The sequence below is a fragment of the Marinospirillum alkaliphilum DSM 21637 genome, from assembly GCF_900119735.1.
Taxonomy (GTDB): domain Bacteria; phylum Pseudomonadota; class Gammaproteobacteria; order Pseudomonadales; family Halomonadaceae; genus Marinospirillum; species Marinospirillum alkaliphilum.
Genome location: NZ_FPJW01000010.1, coordinates 1 through 22,296, shown reverse-complemented (window position 1 = coordinate 22,296; position 22,296 = coordinate 1). Strand labels below are relative to the sequence as shown.

Genomic DNA, 22,296 nt, shown 5'->3' with positions numbered 1-22,296 from the left:
TATCCCCTTAGTTATTTCGCTTTGCGACGACGAACAATCAGATTGCTCGTGCGCTTGTTCTTGCGAGTTTTGTAACCCTTGGTCGGTACACCCCAAGGCGTGGTCGGATGCATACCCTTGTTACGGCCTTCACCACCACCATGGGGGTGATCAACCGGGTTCATCGCCATACCGCGTACGGTCGGGCGAACACCACGCCAGCGGCTTGCACCGGCTTTACCGAGGACACGCAGACTGTGTTCGTTGTTGCCCACTTCGCCCAGGGTTGCGCGGCAATCAACCAGCACTTTGCGGGTCTCACCAGAACGCAGACGCAGGGTGGCATAAGCACCTTCACGAGCTACCAGCTGAACAGAGGCACCAGCGGAGCGTGCGATTTGTGCACCCTTGCCAGGCTTCAGTTCAACACAATGCAGGGTGGCACCCAGCGGCATGTTACGCAGCGGCAGGGTATTGCCAGCCTTGATGGGTGCATCAACACCGGACTGAATGCGATCACCAGCCACCACACCCTTAGGTGCAATGATGTAGCGACGCTCACCGTCCATGTACTTGATCAGCGCAATGTGAGCAGAGCGGTTTGGATCGTATTCCAGGCGCTCAACCACACCGACAATACCGTCTTTGTTGCGTTTGAAGTCAACAATACGGTAGTGCTGACGATGACCACCGCCAATGTGACGAGTGGTGATACGGCCGTTGTTGTTACGACCACCAGTCTTGTTCTTGGACTCAAGCAGCGGGGCATAAGGTGCACCCTTGTGCAGGTCCTTGTTCACCACCTTGACCAGGTGGCGGCGACCGGCGGAAGTCGGCTTAGTCTTGATAACTGCCATGATTAACCCCTTGCCTTATTCCGCGTCAGCGAAATCGATCGCTTGACCTTCCACCAGGCTCACATAAGCCTTGCGGAAACCATTGCGACGACCGAGACCGTGAAGAGTGCGACGGGTCTTGCCATTGGTGTTCAGAACACGCACGGCATCAACCTTGACATCGAACAGCTGCTCGACAGCCTTCTTGATCTCAGGCTTGGTCGCATCTGCGGCTACCTTGAATACATACTGGTTTTTTGCATCAGCCAGTACGGCAGCTTTCTCGGTCATGTGAGGACCGAGCAGTACTTTGAAAAGGCGCTCCTGGTTCATCCCAATTTCTCCTCGAGCTGACGCAGGGCCGGTACAGTAACCAGCACATTTTCATAGGCGATCAGGCTGACAGGGTCGGCTGCGCTAGCTTCGATAACATCAACATGCGGCAGGTTACGCGCTGCCAGGTACAGGTTGGTGTTCAGCTCAGAAGTAACAATCAGCACTTTACCCAGATTCATCTCGCTCAGCTTGGCAGCCAGCAGCTTGGTCTTGGGTGCCTCAACGCTGAAGTCTTCAACGGCAACCAGACGGTCCTGACGAGCCAGCTCAGAAAGGATCGAACGCATCGCAGAACGATACATTTTCTTGTTTACTTTCTGGGAGTGATCCTGAGGACGAGCGGCAAAAGTTACGCCACCCTTACGCCAGATCGGAGAAGTCGCAGTACCAGAACGCGCACGGCCAGTACCCTTTTGACGCCAGGGCTTCTTGCCACCACCGTTAACTTCGGCACGAGTTTTCTGGGCACGACTACCCTGACGAGCACCAGACAGGTAAGCAGTCACTACCTGATGCACCAGGGCTTCGTTAAATTCTTTTCCAAAGGTCGCGTCAGATACTTCAACAGTACCCTGAGCTCCGGCCAGATTCAGATTCATACGTCTTTATCCTCTTAGCTGCGAGCTTTGACCGCTGGACGAACGACGACGTCACCACCAGTGGCTCCGGGTACAGCACCCTTAACCAGCAGCAGATTACGCTCCGCATCGACACGAACGATTTCCAGGGATTGAACAGTCACTTGCTCAGCACCCATGTGACCCGCCATTTTCTTGCCTTTAAAGACACGACCGGGAGTCTGGTTCTGACCGATAGAACCGGGAGCACGATGAGAAAGTGAGTTACCGTGGGTAGCATCCTGAGTACGGAAGTTCCAGCGCTTAACAGCACCCTGGAAACCCTTACCTTTGGAGATACCGGTCACATCAATGATCTGACCAGCTTCAAACAGACCGACTGTCAACTCAGAACCCTGGGCGGGCACTTCCTGACCTTCAGCAAGACGGAATTCACGCACAACGCTACCAGCCTCAACACCAGCCTTGGCAAAATGCCCAGCTTGCGCCTTGGTCAGGTGCTTCGCTTTGCGCGAACCTGCAGTAACCTGTACAGCAGAATAACCGTCCACTTCAGCAGTACGGATCTGCGTAACACGGTTAGGAGTGACTTCAATCACGGTGACGGGTATAGAAACACCGTCTTCGGTGAAAATGCGGGTCATGCCGCTTTTCTTACCGACCAAACCAAGAGCCATTGTATGTCTCCTATCAGTGTACGGGGCTATCACCCGCTATGGCTGCCTTTTCCAGGGCATTCCACTATCTCGATTGTATTGCGTCTCTCGACGCGAACTTCTTGACTACTTTGTCAGCAAATCAGCCCAGGCTGATCTGGACATCAACACCAGCGGCCAGTTCAAGCTTCATCAGCGCATCAACTGTTTTTTCAGTCGGCTCAACAATGTCGAGCACACGCTTGTGAGTACGAATCTCGTACTGGTCACGAGCATCCTTGTTCACGTGCGGAGAAATCAGCACAGTGAATTTTTCGTTGCGAGTCGGCAGTGGAATCGGACCTTTAACCTGTGCACCAGTGCGCTTGGCAGTTTCAACAATCTCCAGCGCAGACTGATCAATCAGGCGATGATCAAACGATTTCAGCCGAATACGGATTTTCTGGTCTTGCATTTTCCAATGCTCCGATACGGGCTACATGGCACAGACACCGGATCTGCACCTGAAAAAGGAGCAGCATTATAGTGCTGTGATTTCTTATGTGTCAAATTTAATCAGAAATTTGATACAAGAAAGAGGGCCTCCATGCGGAGACCCTCTTTGGTCAGACTAGTGGAGCTTCAGATCAGGCAAGGATCTTGGCAACAACACCAGCGCCAACAGTACGACCACCTTCACGGATGGCGAAACGCAGACCGTCTTCCATCGCGATCGGAGCAATCAGGGTAACAACCAGCTTGACGTTGTCACCAGGCATAACCATCTCTACGCCTTCTGGCAGCTCACAAGAACCAGTCACGTCAGTGGTACGGAAGTAGAACTGAGGACGGTAGCCCTTGAAGAAAGGCGTGTGACGACCACCTTCGTCCTTGGACAGAACGTAGATTTCTGCCTCGAACTGGGTGTGCGGCTTGATGGAGCCTGGCTTGGCCAGAACCTGACCACGCTGTACGTCGTCACGCTTGGTGCCACGCAGCAGGGCGCCGATGTTCTCACCAGCACGGCCTTCGTCCAGCAGCTTGCGGAACATTTCAACACCAGTACAGGTGGTTTTTACGGTGTCAACAATACCAACGATTTCAATTTCTTCGCCAGTCTTGATGATGCCGCGCTCTACACGACCAGTTACTACAGTACCGCGACCGGAAATAGAGAATACGTCTTCGATCGGCATCAGGAACGGCTTGTCAATGGCACGCTCAGGCTCAGGAATGTAAGAGTCCAGAGCCTCAACCAGTTTCTTGACAGCGCTGGTGCCCATTTCGTTGTCGTCTTCACCATTCAGTGCCATCAGGGCAGAACCGATGATGATCGGGGTGTCGTCGCCAGGGAATTCGTAAGCAGACAGCAGGTCACGAATTTCCATCTCAACCAGTTCCAGCAGCTCGGCATCGTCAACCATGTCGGCTTTGTTCATGAACACAACGATGTAGGGTACACCAACCTGACGGGACAGCAGGATGTGCTCGCGAGTCTGCGGCATCGGGCCGTCAGCAGCGGAACAAACCAGGATCGCGCCATCCATCTGGGCAGCACCGGTGATCATGTTTTTTACGTAGTCAGCGTGACCGGGGCAGTCAACGTGCGCGTAGTGACGGATGCTGGACTCGTACTCTACGTGAGAGGTAGCGATGGTAATACCACGCTCACGCTCTTCTGGCGCATTGTCGATACCGTCGAAGGCAACCGCCTTACCGCCAAAAACTTCTGCACAAACGCGAGTCAGGGCAGCAGTCAGAGTGGTTTTACCATGGTCAACGTGACCGATGGTGCCAACGTTTACGTGGGGTTTGCTACGTTCAAATTTTTCTTTAGCCACAACGATAACCTCTTCAGTTAACGGCAGATTAAAAATTACTTCTGTTTGATGACGGCTTCGACAATGCTAGCCGGCGCCTCAGCATACTCAAGAAACTCCATCGAGTAGCTCGCACGACCCTGGGTCGCAGAGCGCAGATCGGTTGCATAACCGAACATTTCACCCAGTGGAACTTTCGCACGGACAACTTTTCCTGCTGGAATATCGTCCATACCCTGCACGAGGCCACGACGGCGGTTCAAGTCGCCCATGACGTCGCCCATGTAGTCTTCAGGTGTAACCACTTCAACCTTCATGATCGGCTCAAGCAGCACAGCACCTGCTTTCTTTGCACCTTCTTTGATTGCCATGGAACCAGCAATCTTGAAGGCCATTTCGTTAGAGTCGACGTCATGGTAAGAACCATCAAAGATGGTGACTTTAACGTCGATCATCGGGTAGCCAGCCAGAACACCATTCTGCAGCTGCTCAAAGCAACCCTTGTCAACAGCAGGAATGTATTCACGCGGCACAACGCCACCAACGATTTCGTTAACGAACTCGTAAGTCTTCTCGCCATCTTCACCCTTGTCGGTGAGCGGCTCGATTTTCAGCCAGACGTGACCGTACTGACCACGACCACCGGACTGGCGTACAAATTTACCTTCCTGCTCAACCTTCTTGCGAATGGTTTCACGGTAAGCAACCTGCGGCTTGCCGATGTTCGCTTCAACCTTGAACTCACGACGCATGCGGTCGATGATGATGTCCAGGTGCAGCTCACCCATACCAGAGATGATGGTCTGGCCGGATTCTTCGTCAGTCTTCACGCGGAAAGATGGATCTTCCTGAGCCAGCTTGCCCAGTGCAATACCCATCTTCTCCTGATCCGCCTTGGATTTCGGCTCAACAGCAACAGAGATTACCGGCTCCGGAAATTCCATGCGCTCCAGGACAATCTTGTTGTCGATGTCACACAGGGTATCACCAGTGGTTACATCTTTCAGGCCCACACAGGCCGCGATGTCACCCGCACGAACTTCTTTAATCTCTTCACGCTGGTTGGCGTGCATCTGAACCAAACGACCAATGCGCTCTTTTTTCTGCTTCACGGAGTTGTAAACGCCGGAGCCACTTTCCAGAACACCCGAATAAACACGGATGTAGGTCAGCGTACCCACAAAGGGGTCAGTGGCAATCTTGAATGCGAGGGCCGCAAAGGGCTCCTTGTCATCAACCGGACGCACTCCGATCTCGCCATTCTCCAGCTCACCTTCAATGGCTTTAACTTCGTTTGGTGCCGGCAGGTATTCAACCACCGCATCCAGTACAGCTTGCACACCCTTGTTCTTGAAGGCAGAACCACACATGGCCAGCACAATTTCGTTGCCGATAACGCGTTGACGCAGACCAGCCTTGATTTCTTCGGTGGTCAGCTCACCCTCTTCGAGGTACTTGTTCATCAGCTCTTCATTGGCTTCAGCAGCCGCTTCGATCATCTCTTCGCGGTATTTTTCAGCCTTGGCTACCAGATGCTCAGGAATGTCACGCAGCTCATAGGTCATGCCCTGGTCAGCTTCATTCCAGTAGATCGCCTTCATGCGAATCAGGTCGATCACACCTTCAAACTCTTCTTCTGCACCGATATTCAGTTGAATCGGCACAGGGTTGGCAGCCAGACGGTTTTTGATCTGGGCAACCACACGCTCAAAGTCGGCGCCGGAACGGTCCATTTTGTTAACGAACACCAGACGCGGAACTTCGTATTTGTTGGCCTGACGCCATACGGTTTCAGACTGCGGCTCAACACCGGAGGAACCACAGAATACAACCACGGCACCATCCAGCACGCGCAGCGAACGCTCTACTTCAATGGTGAAGTCAACGTGGCCGGGGGTGTCGATGATGTTGACGCGATGCTCTTCAAACTGGTGGTCCATGCCCTTCCAGAAGGTGGTTACAGCAGCGGAAGTGATGGTAATACCACGCTCCTGCTCCTGCTCCATCCAGTCGGTGGTAGACGCACCATCGTGAGTCTCGCCCAGCTTGTGGTTGACACCGGTGTAGTAGAGAACACGCTCAGTTGTCGTGGTTTTACCCGCGTCAACGTGAGCACAGATACCGATATTACGGTAACGGTTAATCGGGGTTTTACGTGCCACTTGGGGCCTCCGTTAGAAGCGGTAGTGAGAAAATGCTTTGTTGGCTTCGGCCATGCGGTGCACATCTTCACGCTTCTTGACTGCCGCACCCTTGCCTTCAGCAGCGTCCATCATCTCGCCAGCAAGGCGCAGATCCATGGATTTCTCGCCACGCTTACGGGCAAAATCCACCAGCCAACGCATGGCCAGTGCGGTACGACGGGAAGGACGTACTTCCACCGGAACCTGGTAGGTAGCACCACCAACACGACGTGACTTAACTTCCACCAGCGGCTGAATGCTTTCGAGTGCTTTCTCGAAAAGCTCAATCGGGTCTTTCTTGGTGCGTTCTTCCACTTTGCTCAGCGCGCCATAAACAATTCGCTCAGCAACGGATTTTTTGCCGCTTTCCATCACGTGGTTGATGAACTTGGCCAGACGATCACTTCCGTATTTTGGATCTGGAAGTACTTCACGTTTCGCCGCAACTCTTCTTCTTGGCATGATAAGCCCTCTAAACGGTCTTCAGGTAACCCCAGGCACTTGATCAAATCAGGCAGGCCTGGCCTTACTCTTATCAGACACAGTTAACAAATAGATTACTTCGGACGCTTGGCGCCGTATTTGGAACGAGCCTGTTTACGGTTCTGAACACCAGAGGTATCCAGGGCACCGCGTACGGTGTGGTAACGCACACCTGGCAAGTCTTTTACACGACCGCCGCGAATCAGTACTACTGAGTGCTCCTGCAGGTTGTGACCTTCACCACCGATATAGGAAGTGACTTCATAACCATTGGTCAGACGCACACGGCATACTTTACGCAGAGCCGAGTTAGGTTTTTTCGGGGTAGTCGTGTAAACACGAGTACATACGCCACGTCTTTGCGGGCAGGCCTGAAGCGCCGGAACGTCGCTCTTGGCTACCTTACGTTTGCGTGGCTTGCGAACCAACTGATTAATTGTTGCCATGCAAGCAAACTCCAATGTCTGTTTTGGTGCCGAAACACCGCAACAAGGCAGATTTCTGATGATACAAAATGGATAGACGCACCTATCCCCTCTTTTGAGGAAGCGCATTCTACGGTCAGAAAGCACAAGAGGTCAAGTGCTGACAGGGTTTTCAACCCCGTCAGCACCGACCCCGTGCCTTATTCTTCGTCCTGATCCAGTGCTGAAAGCTCGCTGGTCAGTGCTGCTTCTACTTCACTCGCGCTCGGTCCGCTCAGCACCAACTGCTGCTCGTCACGACGACGCTTGCGCTGTGCGTGATAGGTCAGACCGGTACCAGCCGGAATCAAACGACCTACCACCACGTTTTCTTTCAAACCACGCAGGTGATCACGCTTACCGTTAACCGCTGCTTCAGTCAGCACTCGTGTGGTCTCCTGGAAGGAGGCCGCAGAGATGAAGGACTCAGTTGCCAACGAGGCCTTGGTGATACCCAGCAGCAGGCGCTCAAAGCGAGCCGGGAACTTGTCGCCTTTCAGCAGCGCAGCATTTTCTTCAATCACCTTGAAGTACTCAACCTGCTCGCCGGAAATAAAGGAGGAGTCACCGGCTTCGATGATTTCAACCTTACGCAGCATCTGGCGCACAATCACTTCAATGTGCTTGTCGTTGATCACTACACCCTGCAGGCGGTATACGTCCTGCACTTCAGTGGTGATGTACTTGGCCAGCTCACTGACACCCAGCAGGCGCAGAATGTCGTGCGGGTTGGCTGGACCGTCAGAAATCACTTCACCACGCTGAACGGTTTCACCCTCAAACACGTTGATCTTACGCCACTTCGGAATCAGCAGCTCAATCGGGTCACCACCATCGTTCGGGGTGATGATGATGCGCTGCTTGCCTTTGGTTTCCTTGCCCAGTGACACAGTGCCATCACACTCAGCCAGAATCGCAGGCTCTTTCGGACGACGCGCTTCAAACAAGTCAGCAACGCGTGGCAGACCACCGGTGATATCGCGGTTACCACTGCTTTCCTGCGGAATACGGGCAATGATCTGACCCACAGCTACAGCAGCACCATCTTCGATGGTAACAACTGCCTTGCCGGGCAGAATGTACTGTACCGGCGTCTGACTGCCTGGTAGCGTCACTTCCTTGCCCTTGGCATCCAGCAACAGCATCATCGGGCGCTTGTCTTTACCGGCAGCAGGACGGTGCTGTGTCTCAATGATTTCAATCGAGGACAAACCAGTCAGATCATCAATGTTGCGGTTGATGGTGATGCCGTCTTCCATGTCGGCAAACTGCACGCGACCGGCCACTTCAGCCACAATTGGATGAGTGTGCGGATCCCACTTGGCAACCACTTGTCCGGCTTCAACAGCCTGACCATCATTAACACTGATTTCGGCACCGTAGGGCAGCTTGTAGTATTCGCGTTCACGACCCTGGGCATCAGCAACAGCCAGCGCGCCCGAGCGGGATACAGCAACCAGCTTGCCATCTTCACGGGTCACAAACTTGATGTTATGGAAACGCACCTTGCCGCCGTGCTTCACCTGTACACTGTCAGTGGCAGAGGCACGAGACGCAGCACCACCGATGTGGAAGGTACGCATCGTCAACTGGGTACCCGGCTCACCGATCGACTGGGCAGCAATAACACCCACTGCTTCACCCACGTTGACCTGGTGACCACGCGCCAGATCGCGGCCGTAACACTTGGAGCAAACTCCAAAACGGGTATCACAGGTGATGGTGGAACGCACCACAATTTCATCCACACCCAGTGTATCCAGACGGTCACACCATTTTTCATCCAGCAGGGTGCCCTTGTTGATGACCACTTCACCGGTTTCAGCATTCAATACATCACGCGCAACCACACGACCCAGTACACGCTGAGACAGAGGCACAATGATGTCACCACCTTCAATGACCGGATGCATCACCAGACCTTCTTCGGTGCCACAGTCATCTTCAGTGACCACCAGATCCTGAGCCACGTCCACCAGACGACGCGTCAGGTAACCGGAGTTAGCCGTTTTCAGTGCGGTATCCGCCAGACCTTTACGAGCACCGTGTGTGGAGATGAAGTACTGGAGTACGTTCAGACCTTCACGGAAGTTAGCCACAATCGGGGTTTCGATGATCGAGCCATCTGGCTTGGCCATCAGACCACGCATACCCGCCAACTGACGAATCTGCGCAGCAGAACCACGCGCACCCGAGTCAGCCATGATGAACACGCTGTTAAAGGAGTCTTGCTCATGCTCGACACCCTTGCTGTCCACTGCGGTTTCCTTGGAGATACCCGCCATCATCGCCTTGGCTACCTTATCGTTGGCCTTGGACCAGATATCGATAACCTTGTTGTATTTTTCACCCTGGGTCACCAGACCGGAAGCAAACTGCTGCTCGATCTGTTTCACTTCAGCTTCAGCTTCAGCAACAATTTTTGCTTTCTCTTCTGGAATAACAAAATCGTTTACGCCGATGGAACAGCCGGACCAGGTGGCATAACGGAAGCCGGTGTACATCAGTTGGTCAGCAAAAATAACCGTATCCTTCAGACCCACGCGGCGGTACGCCTCGTTGATCAAGCGGGAAATGGCTTTTTTGTTCAGTGCCTTGTTGACCAGCTCAAAGGGCAGACCCTTCGGCATGATGCGCGACAGCAGGGCGCGACCAATGGTGGTTTCAGCCATGAAGGTACGGGTGAAGGGCTCACCTTCAATTTCCTTCACCGTTTCAGTGATGCGCACTTTAATACGGGCATGCAGACTGGCTGTGGCAGTGGCATAAGCACGCTCAGCTTCATCAATACCACTCAGCACCATGCCCTCACCGCGAGCACCGATCTTTTCACGGGTCATGTAGTACAGACCCAATACCACGTCCTGGGAAGGAACAATGATTGGCTCACCGTTGGAGGGTGACAGTACGTTGTTGGTGGACAGCATCAGGGCACGCGCTTCCAGCTGGGCTTCCAGAGTCAGCGGTACGTGAACAGCCATCTGGTCACCGTCAAAGTCGGCGTTGTAAGCCGCACAAACCAGCGGGTGCAGTTGAATGGCCTTACCTTCAATCAGTACCGGTTCAAAGGCCTGAATACCCAGACGGTGCAGCGTTGGTGCACGGTTCAGCATCACTGGGTGCTGGCGAATCACTTCAGCCAGGATATCCCAGACTTCCGGCAGTTCGCGCTCAACCATCTTTTTGGCAGCCTTGATGGTGGTCGCCAGACCGCGGGCTTCCAGCTTGGCAAAAATGAACGGCTTGAACAGCTCCAGCGCCATCTTCTTGGGCAGACCGCACTGGTGCAGACGCAGGGTCGGACCTACGGTGATCACAGAACGACCGGAGTAGTCAACACGCTTACCGAGCAGGTTCTGACGGAAACGACCCTGCTTACCCTTGATCATGTCAGCCAGTGACTTCAACGGGCGCTTGTTGCTGCCAGTGATGGCGCGGCCACGACGACCGTTGTCCAGCAGGGCATCAACCGCTTCCTGCAACATGCGCTTTTCGTTGCGCACAATGATATCAGGCGCATTAAGTTCCAGCAGACGCTTCAGACGGTTGTTACGATTGATCACCCGACGGTACAGATCGTTCAGGTCGGAAGTCGCAAAACGACCACCATCCAGCGGCACCAGAGGGCGCAGATCCGGCGGCAGTACGGGCAGCACTTCCAGCACCATCCAGCCTGGCTGGTTGGCTGAATCACGGAATGCCTCAAGAATTTTCAGGCGCTTGGTGATCTTTTTCAGCTTGGTTTCAGACGAAGTCTGCGGGATTTCTTCACGGATCTGCTCGATTTCACCGATCAGATCGATATCCTGCAGCAGTGCCTGGATGGCTTCAGCACCCATGCGGGCATCAAAGTCATCACCAAATTCTTCCAGTGCATCAAAGTACTGCTCATCATTCAGCAGCTGGCCTTTTTCCAAGGTGGTCATGCCCGGATCAATCACCACGAAGCTTTCAAAATAAAGCACTCGCTCGATATCACGCAGGGTCATGTCCAGCATCAGACCAATGCGGGATGGCAGGGACTTGAGGAACCAGATGTGGGCAACCGGCGAAGCCAGTTCGATGTGGCCCATGCGCTCACGGCGCACCTTGGCCTGAGTGACTTCCACGCCGCACTTTTCGCAGATGATGCCGCGGTGTTTCATGCGCTTGTATTTGCCACACAGGCACTCATAGTCCTTCACAGGACCGAAAATCTTGGCACAGAACAGACCATCACGCTCGGGCTTGAAGGTCCGGTAGTTGATGGTTTCCGGCTTCTTGACTTCGCCAAAGGACCAGGAACGGATCATGTCCGGCGAGGCCAGGGAAATTTTCAGGGACTCAAATTCTTCAGGTTGACCCTGAGTACGCAATACATTAACCAGGTCTTTCATCAGCCGCAGCTCCCGTTGGAGTGGACAGCGGGCCAGGGCCCGCCTTGCAATCTCATCCAGCCCCGGAGTACCGGGGACTGCCAGCCATCTTCAATCAATGGCTGGCAGCGTTTCTCAGTATTCCAGGTCGATATCAATCGCCAGAGAACGTATTTCCTTGATCAGAACGTTGAATGACTCGGGCATGCCCGGCTCCATGCGGTGATTACCGTCAACAATGTTCTTGTACATCTTGGTCCGGCCGTTTACGTCGTCCGACTTAACGGTCAGCATTTCCTGCAGACTGTAGGCAGCACCATAAGCTTCCAGTGCCCACACCTCCATCTCACCGAAACGCTGACCACCGAACTGAGCCTTACCACCCAGCGGCTGCTGGGTAACCAGGCTGTAAGAGCCAGTGGAACGGGCATGCATCTTGTCATCCACCAGGTGGTTGAGCTTCAGCATGTACATGTAGCCAACAGTCACAGGACGGTCAAACTTGTCGCCGGTACGGCCATCGTACAGATCCATCTGACCACTACGCGGCAGGCCTGCCAACTCCAGCATGGCTTTGATTTCCTGCTCCTTGGCACCATCAAAGACGGGTGTTGCCATCGGTACACCCTTCTTCAGGTTGAAGGCTAACTGGATCACTTCCTGATCGGTCAGGCTGTCCAGTTCCTCCTTGCGTTTGCCACCGGTGTGGTTGTACACCTGGTCAAGGAAGGAGCGGATTTCGGTAATCTGGGTGCTGCGCTCAGCTTCCAGCATTTCTGCCAGACGCTCGCCCAGCCCTTTGGCCGCCAGACCCAGGTGAGTTTCCAGTACCTGACCCACGTTCATACGTGAAGGTACACCCAGCGGGTTCAGAACGATGTCTACCGGGATGCCCTTTTCGTCATAAGGCATGTCTTCCACTGGCATGATGGCAGAAATAACACCCTTGTTACCATGACGACCGGCCATCTTGTCACCAGGCTGGATGCGACGCTTAACAGCCACGTAAACTTTAACAATCTTCAGTACACCCGGCGCCAGATCATCACCCTGCTGCAGCTTGCGCTTCTTGTCCTCAAACTTCTCTTCCATGATGGACTTGCGCTCTTCCAGCTGCTGCTGAGCCTGAGCCAGCAGTTCATTCAGCGCTTCATCCTGCATGCGCAGCTTGAACCATTGCACGGTCGGCAGCTCTGTCAGGTAGTCGTCAGTGATGGCTGCGCCCTTGCTCAGCTGCGGACCACCATTAACCACTTCGCCAACCAGCGCGTTACGCAGACGCGCAAAAGTTGCTTCTTCAGCAATGCGGTACTCTTCTTTCAGATCCTTGCGCACTTCATCCAGCTGCATCTGTTCGATGCTCAATGCACGCTTGTCTTTCTCGACACCATCACGGGTGAAAATCTGCACGTCAATAACGGTGCCTTTCATACCGGTGGAGACACGCAGTGAAGTGTCTTTCACGTCGGAAGCTTTTTCACCGAAAATCGCACGCAGCAGCTTTTCTTCTGGTGTCAGTTGAGTTTCACCCTTGGGTGTCACCTTACCGACCAGAATGTCGCCCGGACCAACCTCAGCACCGATGTAAACAATACCGGATTCGTCCAGTTTGGACAGGGCAGACTCACCAACGTTGGGTATATCCGCAGTAATCTCTTCAGAGCCCAGCTTGGTATCACGCGCCACGCAGGTCAGTTCCTGAATGTGGATGGTGGTGAAGCGATCTTCCTGCACCACGCGCTCGGAAACCAGAATCGAGTCTTCGAAGTTAAAGCCGTTCCAGGGCATGAACGCAATACGCATGTTCTGACCCAGAGCCAGCTCACCCATGTCGACTGAAGGACCATCAGCCAGGATATCACCCTGACTGACCACATCACCCGGCTTGACGATCGGACGCTGGTTGATACAGGTGTTCTGGTTGGAGCGGGTGTATTTGGTCAGGTTGTAAATGTCGATACCGGCCTCACCGCCGATCAGCTCAACTTCATTGATGCGCACTACAATACGGGATGCATCAACAGAGTCGACCACACCGCCACGCAACGCAACAGCACATACGCCGGAGTCACGGGCAACAAAGCGCTCCATACCAGTACCAACCAGCGGTTTGTCCGCTTTCAGGGTCGGTACCGCCTGACGCTGCATGTTAGAACCCATCAGAGCGCGGTTGGCGTCATCGTGCTCCAGGAAGGGGATCAGCGATGCAGCAACAGACACGACCTGACGCGGTGACACATCCATCAGGGTGACCTGTTCAGGGGTTACAAAGGTGGTGTCACCCTTGTGACGCACCTGCACCAGCTCATCAATCAGGCGCCCCTCTGCATCCAGCTTGGCAGAAGCCTGAGCGATAACATACTGGCCTTCTTCAATGGCCGACAGATAGGTCACTTCATCGGTAACCTTGCCATCCACAACGGTACGGTAAGGCGTTTCCAGGAAACCGTAGGAGTTGGTGCGAGCATAGGTGGCCAGGGAGTTGATCAGGCCGATGTTCGGACCTTCCGGTGTTTCAATCGGGCAAACACGGCCATAGTGGGTCGGGTGTACGTCACGAACTTCAAAGCCGGCACGCTCACGGGTCAGACCGCCTGGGCCCAAAGCAGAAACACGACGCTTGTGGGTGACTTCAGACAGCGGGTTGTTCTGGTCCATGAACTGGGACAGCTGGCTGGAACCGAAGAACTCTTTCACTGCAGCAGCAACCGGTTTGGCATTGATCAGGTCCTGAGGCATCAGACCTTCACTTTCTGCCAGCGACAGACGCTCTTTAACAGCACGCTCAACACGGACCAGACCAACACGGAACTGGTTCTCAGCCATTTCACCGACACAACGGATACGGCGGTTACCCAGGTGGTCGATATCATCAACTTCACCCTTGCCGTTACGAATGCTGATCAGTTCACGCATGACATCAATGATGTCGTCATGCGACAGTACACCTTCACCGGTATCTTCATCACGGCGCAGGCGGCGGTTGAACTTCATCCGTCCAACAGCAGACAAGTCATAACGCTCTTCGGTGAAGAACAGGTTGGAGAACAGGCTTTCCGCGGCTTCTTTGGTTGGCGGCTCACCAGGGCGCATCATGCGGTAAATTTCTACCAGCGACTCAAGCTGTGAGCGCGTCGGATCGATACGCAGGGTATCCGACATGAACGGACCACAGTCCAGATCATTGGTGTAGAGGGTTTCAAAAGTGGTGACCTTGCACTGCCCCAGCTTTTTCAGCACTTCATCAGTGATTTCGGAATTGCACTCCACCACCAGTTCACCCGTGGCAGGATCAATGATGTCACGAGCCAGCACCTTGCCATACAGATAATCCATCGGTACGGCCAGGCGCTCAATACCGGCTTTTTCCAGCAGGCGGATGTGCTTCTGGGTGATGCGACGATCCTTCTCAACCAGGACATTGCCATCTTTGTCGAGAATCTCGAAAGAAGAAGTTTCACCACGCAGACGTGAAGGCACCAGATCCACAGAGAAACCATCTTTCTCGATGTGGAACTTGCTGGTGTCGAAAAACATTTCCAGGATCTGCTCGGCTGAGTAACCCAGTGCTCGCAGCAGAATGGAGGCCGGCAGTTTACGGCGACGGTCAATACGTACGTAAACCAGATCCTTGGGATCAAATTCAAAATCCAGCCAGGAACCACGATAAGGAATGATGCGAGCAGAATAAAGCAGCTTGCCTGAAGAGTGGGTTTTACCACGATCGTGATCAAAAAACACACCCGGTGAACGGTGCAACTGGGAAACAATCACTCGCTCGGTACCATTGATAACGAAGGTACCATTTTTGGTCATGAGCGGAATTTCGCCCATGTAGACTTCTTGTTCTTTGATGTCCTTGATTGCCTTGTTGGGCGAATCTTTATCATAAATAACCAGGCGTACTTTCACGCGCAGGGGTGCTGCGTAGGTCACACCACGCAGAATACACTCCTTGACATCAAAAGCCGGGGTTCCGAGGCGGTAGCTTACATACTCAAGGGCAGCATTGCCTGAGTAGCTCTCGATCGGGAACACGGACTGAAAGGCGGCATGCAAGCCTGTTTCAGTTCGCGCATCACCTGTTTGATCCTCTTGGAGGAACTGGCGATAGGAATCCAGCTGAATGGCCAGCAGGTAAGGAACGTCCATCACCTGTGGCAGTTTGCTGAAATCCTTGCGGATGCGTTTTTTCTCAGTGTACGAGTAAGCCATCAGTTTTCCCCAGCTTGTTCACCAGAAACCAGACCGCAAGTAGTGGTCACTACACCTTCAGGGGGAGGTGTGCCCCGTGCCCCCACACGTTCTGAACGTGCAACAGGCATTTCAATCCAATGCATCCGGCTTGAACAGAAAAAGGCCGGCGGTGCATTGGCACCACCAGCCATTCATCTGCAGCAGCCGTAAGCTGCCATGCAAATTACTTGAGTTCCACCGTCGCGCCGGCTTCTTCAAGCTTGGCCTTGGCAGCATCAGCATCAGCCTTGGAAGCACCTTCCTTGACTGTGGCTGGAGCGCCGTCAACCATCGCCTTGGCTTCTTTCAGGCCCAGGCCAGTGATTTCACGAACAACCTTGATGACGTTAACTTTCTTGTCACCAGCGGCGGCCAGAACAATATCAAACTCGGTTTTTTCTTCAGCAGCTTCAGCAGCAGCAGCCGGACCGGCAACAACAGCAGCAGCAGCAGAAACACCGAACTTCTCTTCCATTGCGCTAACCAGCTCAACAACTTCCATTACCGACATTTCAGCAATCGCGTTGAGGATATCTTCTTTAGTAAGTGCCATTTTAACTTTACCTGAGTAAAAAGTGAGTTTGTTGACTCAGAATGAGGTTATACAAAACTGCCCTCAGGCAGCTTCGGCCTGCTTCTGGTCGCGCAGGGCTGCAAGGGTACGTACCAGCTTGCCAGCAGCGGCTTCCTTCATGGTAGCCATCAGCTTGGCGATCGCTTCGTCGTAAGTTGGCAGTGTTGCCAGACGATCGATATCTTTAGCCGGAATCAGTTCGCCCTCGTAAGCCATCGCCTTGACTTCGAATTCCTTCTGACCCTTTGCAAAATCCTTGAACAGACGAGCAGCAGCGCCCGGGTGTTCCATGGAGAAAGCAATCAGAGTCGGACCAGTGAGCTCCTCAGAGAGGCACTCATAGGCTGTATCAGCAAATGCACGACGAGCCAGGGTGTTACGCACAATGCGCATTTGTACACCGGCTTCACGAGCCTGCTTGCGCAGACCAGTCATGGCGCTTACTGTTACACCGCGGGAATCGGCGAGAACTACGGACAGAGCAGCTTTGGCAGCATCGTTGACTTCGCCAACAATGGCCTGTTTGTCTTTGAGACTAAGTGCCACTTTATCTTGCTCCAGTTTACGGAAAAACAGCCAGGCTGCTTTCCACGGTTTCCAACCCTCTGGCAGTTGCCAGAGTCGGTATGATGGTTGGACCGACAATTCAGGCGGTCATCCATCTGCGCAGGACATTAAGCGGTTAAATCAATAACCGCACCTGCGGTCTTTGACGGGTTGTCGGCATGCAAGATGCCGACAGCCGCAAAGTCTTGTTACAGGTTCAGGCCGCTGATATCAATCAGCAGGCCAGGACCCATGGTACTGGACAGGGTAACCTTTTTCATGTAGACGCCTTTGGAAGAAGACGGCTTCAGTTTTTTCAGGTCTACCAGCAGGGCTTCAACGTTGCCACGAATGGCTTCAGCAGTGAAGTCAACCTTGCCAACACCAGCGTGAATGATACCGTTCTTGTCAGTACGGAAACGAACCTGACCCGCCTTGGCGTTTTTCACAGCAGTGGCAACATCAGGAGTCACAGTACCCACTTTCGGGTTCGGCATCAGGCCACGTGGACCCAGGATCTGGCCCAGCATGCCCACAACGCGCATCGCGTCAGGCGCAGCAATGACCACATCAAAATTCATTTCGCCTTTTTTGACCTGCTCAGCCAGATCATCCATACCCACCAGATCAGCACCAGCTTCTTTGGCAGCTTCAGCAGCAGCACCCTGGGCAAATACAGCCACACGCACGCTTTTGCCAGTACCGTTTGGCAGCACAGTGGCACCACGAACAACCTGGTCAGATTTACGTGGATCAACACCCAGGTTCACAGCAACTTCTACAGTTTCCTTGAACTTGGCAGCAGGCAGACTGGCCAGCAGTGCAACAGCTTCCTCAATGGAGTAAACCTTGCCAGCTTCAACTTTCTCGGCAATCAGTTTCTGACGCTTGGATAACTTGGCCATTTATACGCCCTCCACTTCAATACCCATACTACGGGCAGTACCGGCAATAGTACGAACAGCAGCATCAAGATCAGCTGCAGTCAGATCGGGCTCTTTGGTTTTGGCAATTTCTTCGATCTGCTCACGAGAAATCTTGCCTACTTTCTTCTTGTTCGGCTCAGCAGAACCGGACTGCAGACCCAGCGCCTTTTTCAGCAGTACAGATGCTGGCGGGGTTTTAGTGATGAAAGTGAAGCTACGATCACTGTAAACAGTAATAACAACAGGAATCGGCAGACCGACTTCCAACTCGGAAGTAGCAGCGTTGAATGCCTTACAGAATTCCATGATGTTCACACCGTGCTGACCCAGAGCGGGACCAACCGGCGGACTCGGGTTTGCCTTACCGGCTGCAACCTGCAGCTTGATATAGGACTGTACTTTCTTAGCCATGTTTACTCCTGTGGGTTTAACGCCTTTCGGCTCCCCGTTGACAAAAGAAGCCCTGATAGCAGGGCCTCAGTAGCTCAGGCAGACTAATCAGTCTTTTTCTACCTGACCAAATTCAAGCTCTACCGGTGTTGCACGACCAAAAATCAGTACCGACACCTGCAGGCGACTCTTCTCGTAATTAACTTCTTCCACCACACCATTAAAGTCGGCAAAAGGACCGTCCAGCACTCGAACCACTTCACCCGGCTCAAACATGGTGCGAGGACGCGGCTTATCACTGCCATCCTGCACACGCTGAAGAATTGCTTCCGCTTCCTTGGTGGTGATTGGGGCCGGCTTTTCTGCCGTACCTCCAATAAAACCCAGCACCTTCGGTGTTTCTTTTACCAGGTGCCAGCTATCGTCATTCATGTCCATCTCGACCAGAACATAGCCAGGATAGAACTTGCGCTCACTCTTACGCTTCTTGCCATCCCGCATCTCAACCACTTCTTCGGTTGGGACCAGGATCTGGCCAAAATGCTCTTCCATGCCCTTAAGCTTCACACGCTCAAGCAGCGAACGCATTACCTGCTTTTCAAAGCCTGAATAGGCATGAACTACATACCAGCGCTTGGCCATGTCTTGCTCCTAGTAAATCAGGCTTCTGATAACCCAGCTCAGAAACGAATCAATGAGCCAGAGCAGGAAGGCCACCAGAGCCACCGCTGCCAGAACAATCAAAGTTGTCTGAGTGGTTTCAGGGCGGGTTGGCCATACAACCTTGCGAATTTCTGTTCTTGCTTCTTTTGCCAGCAGCAAAAAACGCTGACCTTTCCCCGTCTGCAGAAACACCAAGCCCGCAGCCACAGAAAGCAGAACAACTCCAACCACCCGATACAGGAGGGGAGCATCTGAATAATACATGTTACCAGTTACTGCTGCTGCAATCAGCGCAACAACCAGCGCCCACTTGAAACCATCCAGCTTGTCTGAATGAGTCTCGGCTTTTGCTTTCATTAGAGAGACTAACTCCTTGCAGCAGCTGAAATCAGGAAAAAGATTAACCAACCTGGGGAAGATTGGCAGGCCAGGAGGGAATCGAACCCCCAACCTGCGGTTTTGGAGACCGCTGCTCTGCCAATTGAGCTACTGGCCTATATTGGCAATCATCTAGTGCTTTGCACTGCTTCACGAGCAAACGGATAATCCGAATGATTCGTGGAGCTCATGGACGGATTTGAACCGTCGACCTCACCCTTACCAAGGGTGTGCTCTACCCCTGAGCTACATGAGCCAAACTCTTGGAGCGGGCAGCGGGAATCGAACCCGCGTCATCAGCTTGGAAGGCTGAGGTTCTACCATTAAACTATGCCCGCATGCCCGGCAGAATCTGGTGGAGGGGGAAGGATTCGAACCTTCGAAGCTCGCGCGGCAGATTTACAGTCTGCTCCCTTTGACCACTCGGGTACCCCTCCAGCGTGGCGACAAATTATAGTGAACTTGTCGTCGTTGTCAAAGTTTTTTTCATGTGCCTCAACAACGGGCGCAACTTTACCAACTCCTCTTAAGTTCCGCAAGTCCTTTTTTTATATTTCTTTTTTTGGCATTCCATAGAGTTCGCCGCGCCGTTCACGGTCAGTCACGGGAAACATCAACTCCAACCCCGCATAGACCATATCTGGCCAGCATTGTGTTTCAACTGAAAGACCACCTGAAACCAGTAATGCGTCACCACCTGTCAAAACCACTGGCAAGCGAGTCTGAAGAAGCTCACAAATACGCTCATATGCAAGATCGATCTGCCCTATTGCAGCAAGGTAAATGCCGTGACTGACTGCTTCATGTGTAGTACTTCCAGGTGTCATCAACCCCTGAGGTGACTCATCAGGATCCACAGGTACATTGCGGGTACCCAGCTTAAGGCTTTCTTTCATTAACCTGATGCCAGGTGCAATATAACCACCCAAATGTCGACCACCTTCTTCAACTGCATCCATGGTGATCGCACTACCACAGTCCACTACAAAACACGCACCAAGTGCTTTATAGCCAGCCAACACCCCAAGCCACCGATCAACGCCCAGACGCTCTGGCTCTTTATAACCGTTGGTGACACCACCGAATCGTGCCGTGGACTGCGCAACATGTAATGGCACATGATAACGTCGCGCTATCCGCTCAACCTCAGCCAGAACTTCTTTGCCAGCAACATTGGAAACACGCATCAATTTGATGTCCCGAAAATCAGGAATATTCTCAGAGTCTTCCCAACGATCCCGTGTCCAGATCGAACCCCGCTCTACAATCCTGTCATCCGCAATGTGCTTTAAACGCCACTTGGTCAGGGTGTTTCCTATATCAAGATCAAGAATCACGTTTAACCCTCACACTGACTTCTCCTGCGTTGATAAAGCGCCTGGAACCATCAGTATCGGTAACTTCAAGTTCACCCAGATCATTAACCCCGCCAAGCCGCACCGGGGTTTCATCGTTTACTGCAATAATGACAGCCTTTTGGCCTTGCCAGATGTGTGCTGCATTCCACTCCGCTTTAAAAGGTTTAAAACCTGACTCGGAAAACACTGTGACTACCTGTTCAATGGCAAAAGCCAAATCTGAACATAACTGACTTCTTGAAGGCAGCTGTGCATTTAAATCTGAAAGGCTGGTGACAGGCTGATCCAGCTCATTCATTAAATCAGTACGTTGGTAGTTTAATCCCAGTCCAATAACCAGCTGGCATGGCCCAGCAAAATCACCAAACACCTCAATCAGGATTCCACCTAACTTTGCATTTTGGGCATAAATATCATTAGGCCATTTCAACCCGATGTTAGCCAAACCATAATTTGCCAGCACCCTGCGCACGGCAACACCAATTGCCAGACTTAAACCCTGCAACGCATTGGCACCAGCATCAAATTGCCAGCAAATCGAAAGACTGATTGAGCTGCCCAGAGGACTCTGCCAGTTGCGGCCACGGCGGCCACGCCCCCCTGTTTGCATTTCGGCAAGTAACAGTGTGCCATGCACCAGTTGCCCCGATGCAATGCGCCGCGATAACTCTGTATTAGTCGAATCAACCTGCGGAACAACCTCAGCCTGCAGCTGACTTGCATGTCTCTTTAGGAGTTGGTTAATTTGCTGCAGATCGAGCAACGAAAGAGGCTGCTGCAGGGCATACCCTGCATTTTTTTCTGTCGAATAGTTAAGTCCCCAGCTAGACAGCTGCTGCACCTGTTTCCAGATGGCGGTCCTGCTGACACCCAATAGTTCACCTAGCTCTGTTCCACTGTGAAACTTGCCGTCACTGAGCGCTTTAATTAGGGGGTATAAATTCATATTTAACTCCTGAGGCGCGTCATTCTAGCGTTTCAGGTGGTCCTTGTAACCTTTATTAACCTTTTATCCCACCCCAAAAGTAAAACCCCTCAAGCTTTCGCTCAAGGGGTTTTTTGAAAAGGCGCCTGACGATGACCTACTTGATTCGCACCCTCCCTGGCACTCACCCTGCGGGCCGTCCTTCGGCCGTTCTGATCGGTTCCAGACCGATCAGTCACATGGCATGTTCAAGTCGTCTTTTTCAGACGCCATAAAAAAATCCCCCTGGCTCACTGAGCCAAGGGGATTATCTTATAGGTGCCTGACGATGACCTACTTTCACATGGGGAGGCCCCACACTATCATCGGCGCTGATCGGTTTCACTTCTGAGTTCGGCATGGGATCAGGTGGTTCCCGGACGCTATGGTCGTCAGGCGTAACTGTTGGAGGTTGGCGTGTTTTTTGATACTTGTGATGCCTGTGCTGTTGTACAGCGACGCCAACATCCTTAAAAGGGGCAAGAACCGAGTTTTTAATTTACGCTTGCTTGTTAATGCTGCTTGTTGCTTTTTCTTGAAGCTTGCTGTGTCAAAGCGGGATCAGTCTCACTGTATCCGGTGTTTCGTTCAC

19 protein-coding genes, 4 tRNA genes and 1 rRNA gene are annotated in these 22,296 nt (G+C 52.9%); all 24 read right to left on the bottom strand.

Annotated features, from left to right (window positions below):
* Nucleotides 1-11: 11 nt before the first annotated feature.
* Complete coding sequence (rplB, locus tag BT114_RS12585) at nt 12-836, bottom strand: 50S ribosomal protein L2 (RefSeq protein ID WP_072326858.1); 825 nt, start codon at nt 834-836, stop codon at nt 12-14.
* A gap of 15 nt (nt 837-851) precedes the next feature.
* A complete protein-coding gene (rplW, locus tag BT114_RS12580; protein ID WP_072326857.1) occupies nt 852-1,148 on the bottom strand; it encodes a 50S ribosomal protein L23 in 297 nt (98 codons plus the stop codon).
* On the bottom strand, nt 1,145-1,750 hold the full coding sequence (rplD, locus tag BT114_RS12575) for a 50S ribosomal protein L4 (protein ID WP_072326856.1): 606 nt from the start codon (nt 1,748-1,750) through the stop codon (nt 1,145-1,147). The genes rplW and rplD overlap by 4 nt, the downstream gene beginning before the upstream one ends.
* A gap of 14 nt (nt 1,751-1,764) precedes the next feature.
* Nucleotides 1,765-2,406 carry a 50S ribosomal protein L3 gene (gene rplC, locus BT114_RS12570; protein WP_072326855.1) on the bottom strand — a complete coding sequence of 214 codons (642 nt, stop codon included), beginning with the start codon at nt 2,404-2,406 and terminating at the stop codon, nt 1,765-1,767.
* Between the two features lie 121 nt (nt 2,407-2,527).
* The gene (gene rpsJ, locus BT114_RS12565) at nt 2,528-2,839 is read right to left on the bottom strand and encodes a 30S ribosomal protein S10 (protein WP_072326854.1); all 312 of its coding nucleotides are present in this window, start codon (nt 2,837-2,839) and stop codon (nt 2,528-2,530) included.
* Nucleotides 2,840-3,011: 172 nt separating this feature from the next.
* On the bottom strand, nt 3,012-4,205 hold the full coding sequence (tuf, locus tag BT114_RS12560) for an elongation factor Tu (RefSeq protein ID WP_072326853.1): 1,194 nt from the start codon (nt 4,203-4,205) through the stop codon (nt 3,012-3,014).
* A gap of 35 nt (nt 4,206-4,240) precedes the next feature.
* Nucleotides 4,241-6,346, bottom strand: a complete 2,106-nt coding sequence (gene fusA / locus BT114_RS12555; protein WP_072326852.1) for an elongation factor G — start codon at nt 6,344-6,346, stop codon at nt 4,241-4,243.
* Nucleotides 6,347-6,358: 12 nt separating this feature from the next.
* On the bottom strand, nt 6,359-6,829 hold the full coding sequence (rpsG, locus tag BT114_RS12550) for a 30S ribosomal protein S7 (protein ID WP_072326851.1): 471 nt from the start codon (nt 6,827-6,829) through the stop codon (nt 6,359-6,361).
* A gap of 95 nt (nt 6,830-6,924) precedes the next feature.
* Entirely contained in the window at nt 6,925-7,296 is a 372-nt protein-coding gene (gene rpsL, locus BT114_RS12545) for a 30S ribosomal protein S12 (RefSeq protein WP_072326850.1), read from the bottom strand.
* Between the two features lie 179 nt (nt 7,297-7,475).
* Nucleotides 7,476-11,690 carry a DNA-directed RNA polymerase subunit beta' gene (gene rpoC, locus BT114_RS12540; protein ID WP_072326849.1) on the bottom strand — a complete coding sequence of 1,405 codons (4,215 nt, stop codon included), beginning with the start codon at nt 11,688-11,690 and terminating at the stop codon, nt 7,476-7,478.
* Nucleotides 11,691-11,804: 114 nt separating this feature from the next.
* Nucleotides 11,805-15,884 (bottom strand): DNA-directed RNA polymerase subunit beta, encoded by a 4,080-nt coding sequence (gene rpoB, locus BT114_RS12535; RefSeq protein WP_072326848.1) that lies wholly within the window; start codon nt 15,882-15,884, stop codon nt 11,805-11,807.
* Nucleotides 15,885-16,089: 205 nt separating this feature from the next.
* A complete protein-coding gene (gene rplL / locus BT114_RS12530) occupies nt 16,090-16,458 on the bottom strand; it encodes a 50S ribosomal protein L7/L12 (RefSeq protein WP_072326847.1) in 369 nt (122 codons plus the stop codon).
* A gap of 63 nt (nt 16,459-16,521) precedes the next feature.
* Complete coding sequence (gene rplJ, locus BT114_RS12525; protein WP_072326936.1) at nt 16,522-17,025, bottom strand: 50S ribosomal protein L10; 504 nt, start codon at nt 17,023-17,025, stop codon at nt 16,522-16,524.
* 209 nt (nt 17,026-17,234) lie between these two features.
* Entirely contained in the window at nt 17,235-17,930 is a 696-nt protein-coding gene (gene rplA / locus BT114_RS12520; RefSeq protein WP_072326846.1) for a 50S ribosomal protein L1, read from the bottom strand.
* Nucleotides 17,931-18,362, bottom strand: coding sequence for a 50S ribosomal protein L11 (gene rplK / locus BT114_RS12515; protein ID WP_072326845.1), 432 nt, complete (start codon nt 18,360-18,362; stop codon nt 17,931-17,933).
* A gap of 87 nt (nt 18,363-18,449) precedes the next feature.
* Nucleotides 18,450-18,983, bottom strand: a complete 534-nt coding sequence (gene nusG / locus BT114_RS12510) for a transcription termination/antitermination protein NusG (RefSeq protein ID WP_072326844.1) — start codon at nt 18,981-18,983, stop codon at nt 18,450-18,452.
* A 9-nt stretch (nt 18,984-18,992) separates the two neighbouring features.
* A complete protein-coding gene (gene secE / locus BT114_RS12505) occupies nt 18,993-19,361 on the bottom strand; it encodes a preprotein translocase subunit SecE (RefSeq protein WP_072326843.1) in 369 nt (122 codons plus the stop codon).
* A 63-nt stretch (nt 19,362-19,424) separates the two neighbouring features.
* Nucleotides 19,425-19,500 (bottom strand) — tRNA-Trp (locus BT114_RS12500).
* A gap of 63 nt (nt 19,501-19,563) precedes the next feature.
* Nucleotides 19,564-19,638 (bottom strand) — tRNA-Thr (locus tag BT114_RS12495).
* 8 nt (nt 19,639-19,646) lie between these two features.
* Nucleotides 19,647-19,720, bottom strand: a tRNA-Gly gene (locus BT114_RS12490).
* Between the two features lie 15 nt (nt 19,721-19,735).
* Nucleotides 19,736-19,819, bottom strand: a tRNA-Tyr gene (locus tag BT114_RS12485).
* Between the two features lie 111 nt (nt 19,820-19,930).
* A complete protein-coding gene (locus BT114_RS12480; RefSeq protein ID WP_072326842.1) occupies nt 19,931-20,719 on the bottom strand; it encodes a type III pantothenate kinase in 789 nt (262 codons plus the stop codon).
* Complete coding sequence (locus tag BT114_RS12475; protein WP_072326841.1) at nt 20,709-21,686, bottom strand: biotin--[acetyl-CoA-carboxylase] ligase; 978 nt, start codon at nt 21,684-21,686, stop codon at nt 20,709-20,711. Before BT114_RS12475 ends, BT114_RS12480 begins: the two co-directional genes overlap by 11 nt.
* Nucleotides 21,687-21,985: 299 nt before the next feature.
* A 5S ribosomal RNA gene (gene rrf / locus BT114_RS12470) occupies nt 21,986-22,101 on the bottom strand.
* Between the last annotated feature and the right edge of the window lie 195 nt (nt 22,102-22,296).

Excerpts from the sequence above, each read along its gene's own strand:
- rpoC (WP_072326849.1), bottom strand. The coding sequence starts at position 11,690 with ATGAAAGACCTGGTTAATGTATTGCGTACTCAGGGTCAACCTGAAGAA.
- rplD (WP_072326856.1), bottom strand. The coding sequence starts at position 1,750 with ATGAATCTGAATCTGGCCGGAGCTCAGGGTACTGTTGAAGTATCTGAC.
- rplL (WP_072326847.1), bottom strand. The coding sequence starts at position 16,458 with ATGGCACTTACTAAAGAAGATATCCTCAACGCGATTGCTGAAATGTCG.
- rpsJ (WP_072326854.1), bottom strand. The coding sequence starts at position 2,839 with ATGCAAGACCAGAAAATCCGTATTCGGCTGAAATCGTTTGATCATCGC.
- rplC (WP_072326855.1), bottom strand. The coding sequence starts at position 2,406 with ATGGCTCTTGGTTTGGTCGGTAAGAAAAGCGGCATGACCCGCATTTTC.
- BT114_RS12475 (WP_072326841.1), bottom strand. The coding sequence starts at position 21,686 with ATGAATTTATACCCCCTAATTAAAGCGCTCAGTGACGGCAAGTTTCAC.
- rpsG (WP_072326851.1), bottom strand. The coding sequence starts at position 6,829 with ATGCCAAGAAGAAGAGTTGCGGCGAAACGTGAAGTACTTCCAGATCCA.
- rpsL (WP_072326850.1), bottom strand. The coding sequence starts at position 7,296 with ATGGCAACAATTAATCAGTTGGTTCGCAAGCCACGCAAACGTAAGGTA.
- rplK (WP_072326845.1), bottom strand. The coding sequence starts at position 18,362 with ATGGCTAAGAAAGTACAGTCCTATATCAAGCTGCAGGTTGCAGCCGGT.
- nusG (WP_072326844.1), bottom strand. The coding sequence starts at position 18,983 with ATGGCCAAGCGCTGGTATGTAGTTCATGCCTATTCAGGCTTTGAAAAG.
- rplA (WP_072326846.1), bottom strand. The coding sequence starts at position 17,930 with ATGGCCAAGTTATCCAAGCGTCAGAAACTGATTGCCGAGAAAGTTGAA.
- rplB (WP_072326858.1), bottom strand. The coding sequence starts at position 836 with ATGGCAGTTATCAAGACTAAGCCGACTTCCGCCGGTCGCCGCCACCTG.
- rpoB (WP_072326848.1), bottom strand. The coding sequence starts at position 15,884 with ATGGCTTACTCGTACACTGAGAAAAAACGCATCCGCAAGGATTTCAGC.
- rplW (WP_072326857.1), bottom strand. The coding sequence starts at position 1,148 with ATGAACCAGGAGCGCCTTTTCAAAGTACTGCTCGGTCCTCACATGACC.
- secE (WP_072326843.1), bottom strand. The coding sequence starts at position 19,361 with ATGAAAGCAAAAGCCGAGACTCATTCAGACAAGCTGGATGGTTTCAAG.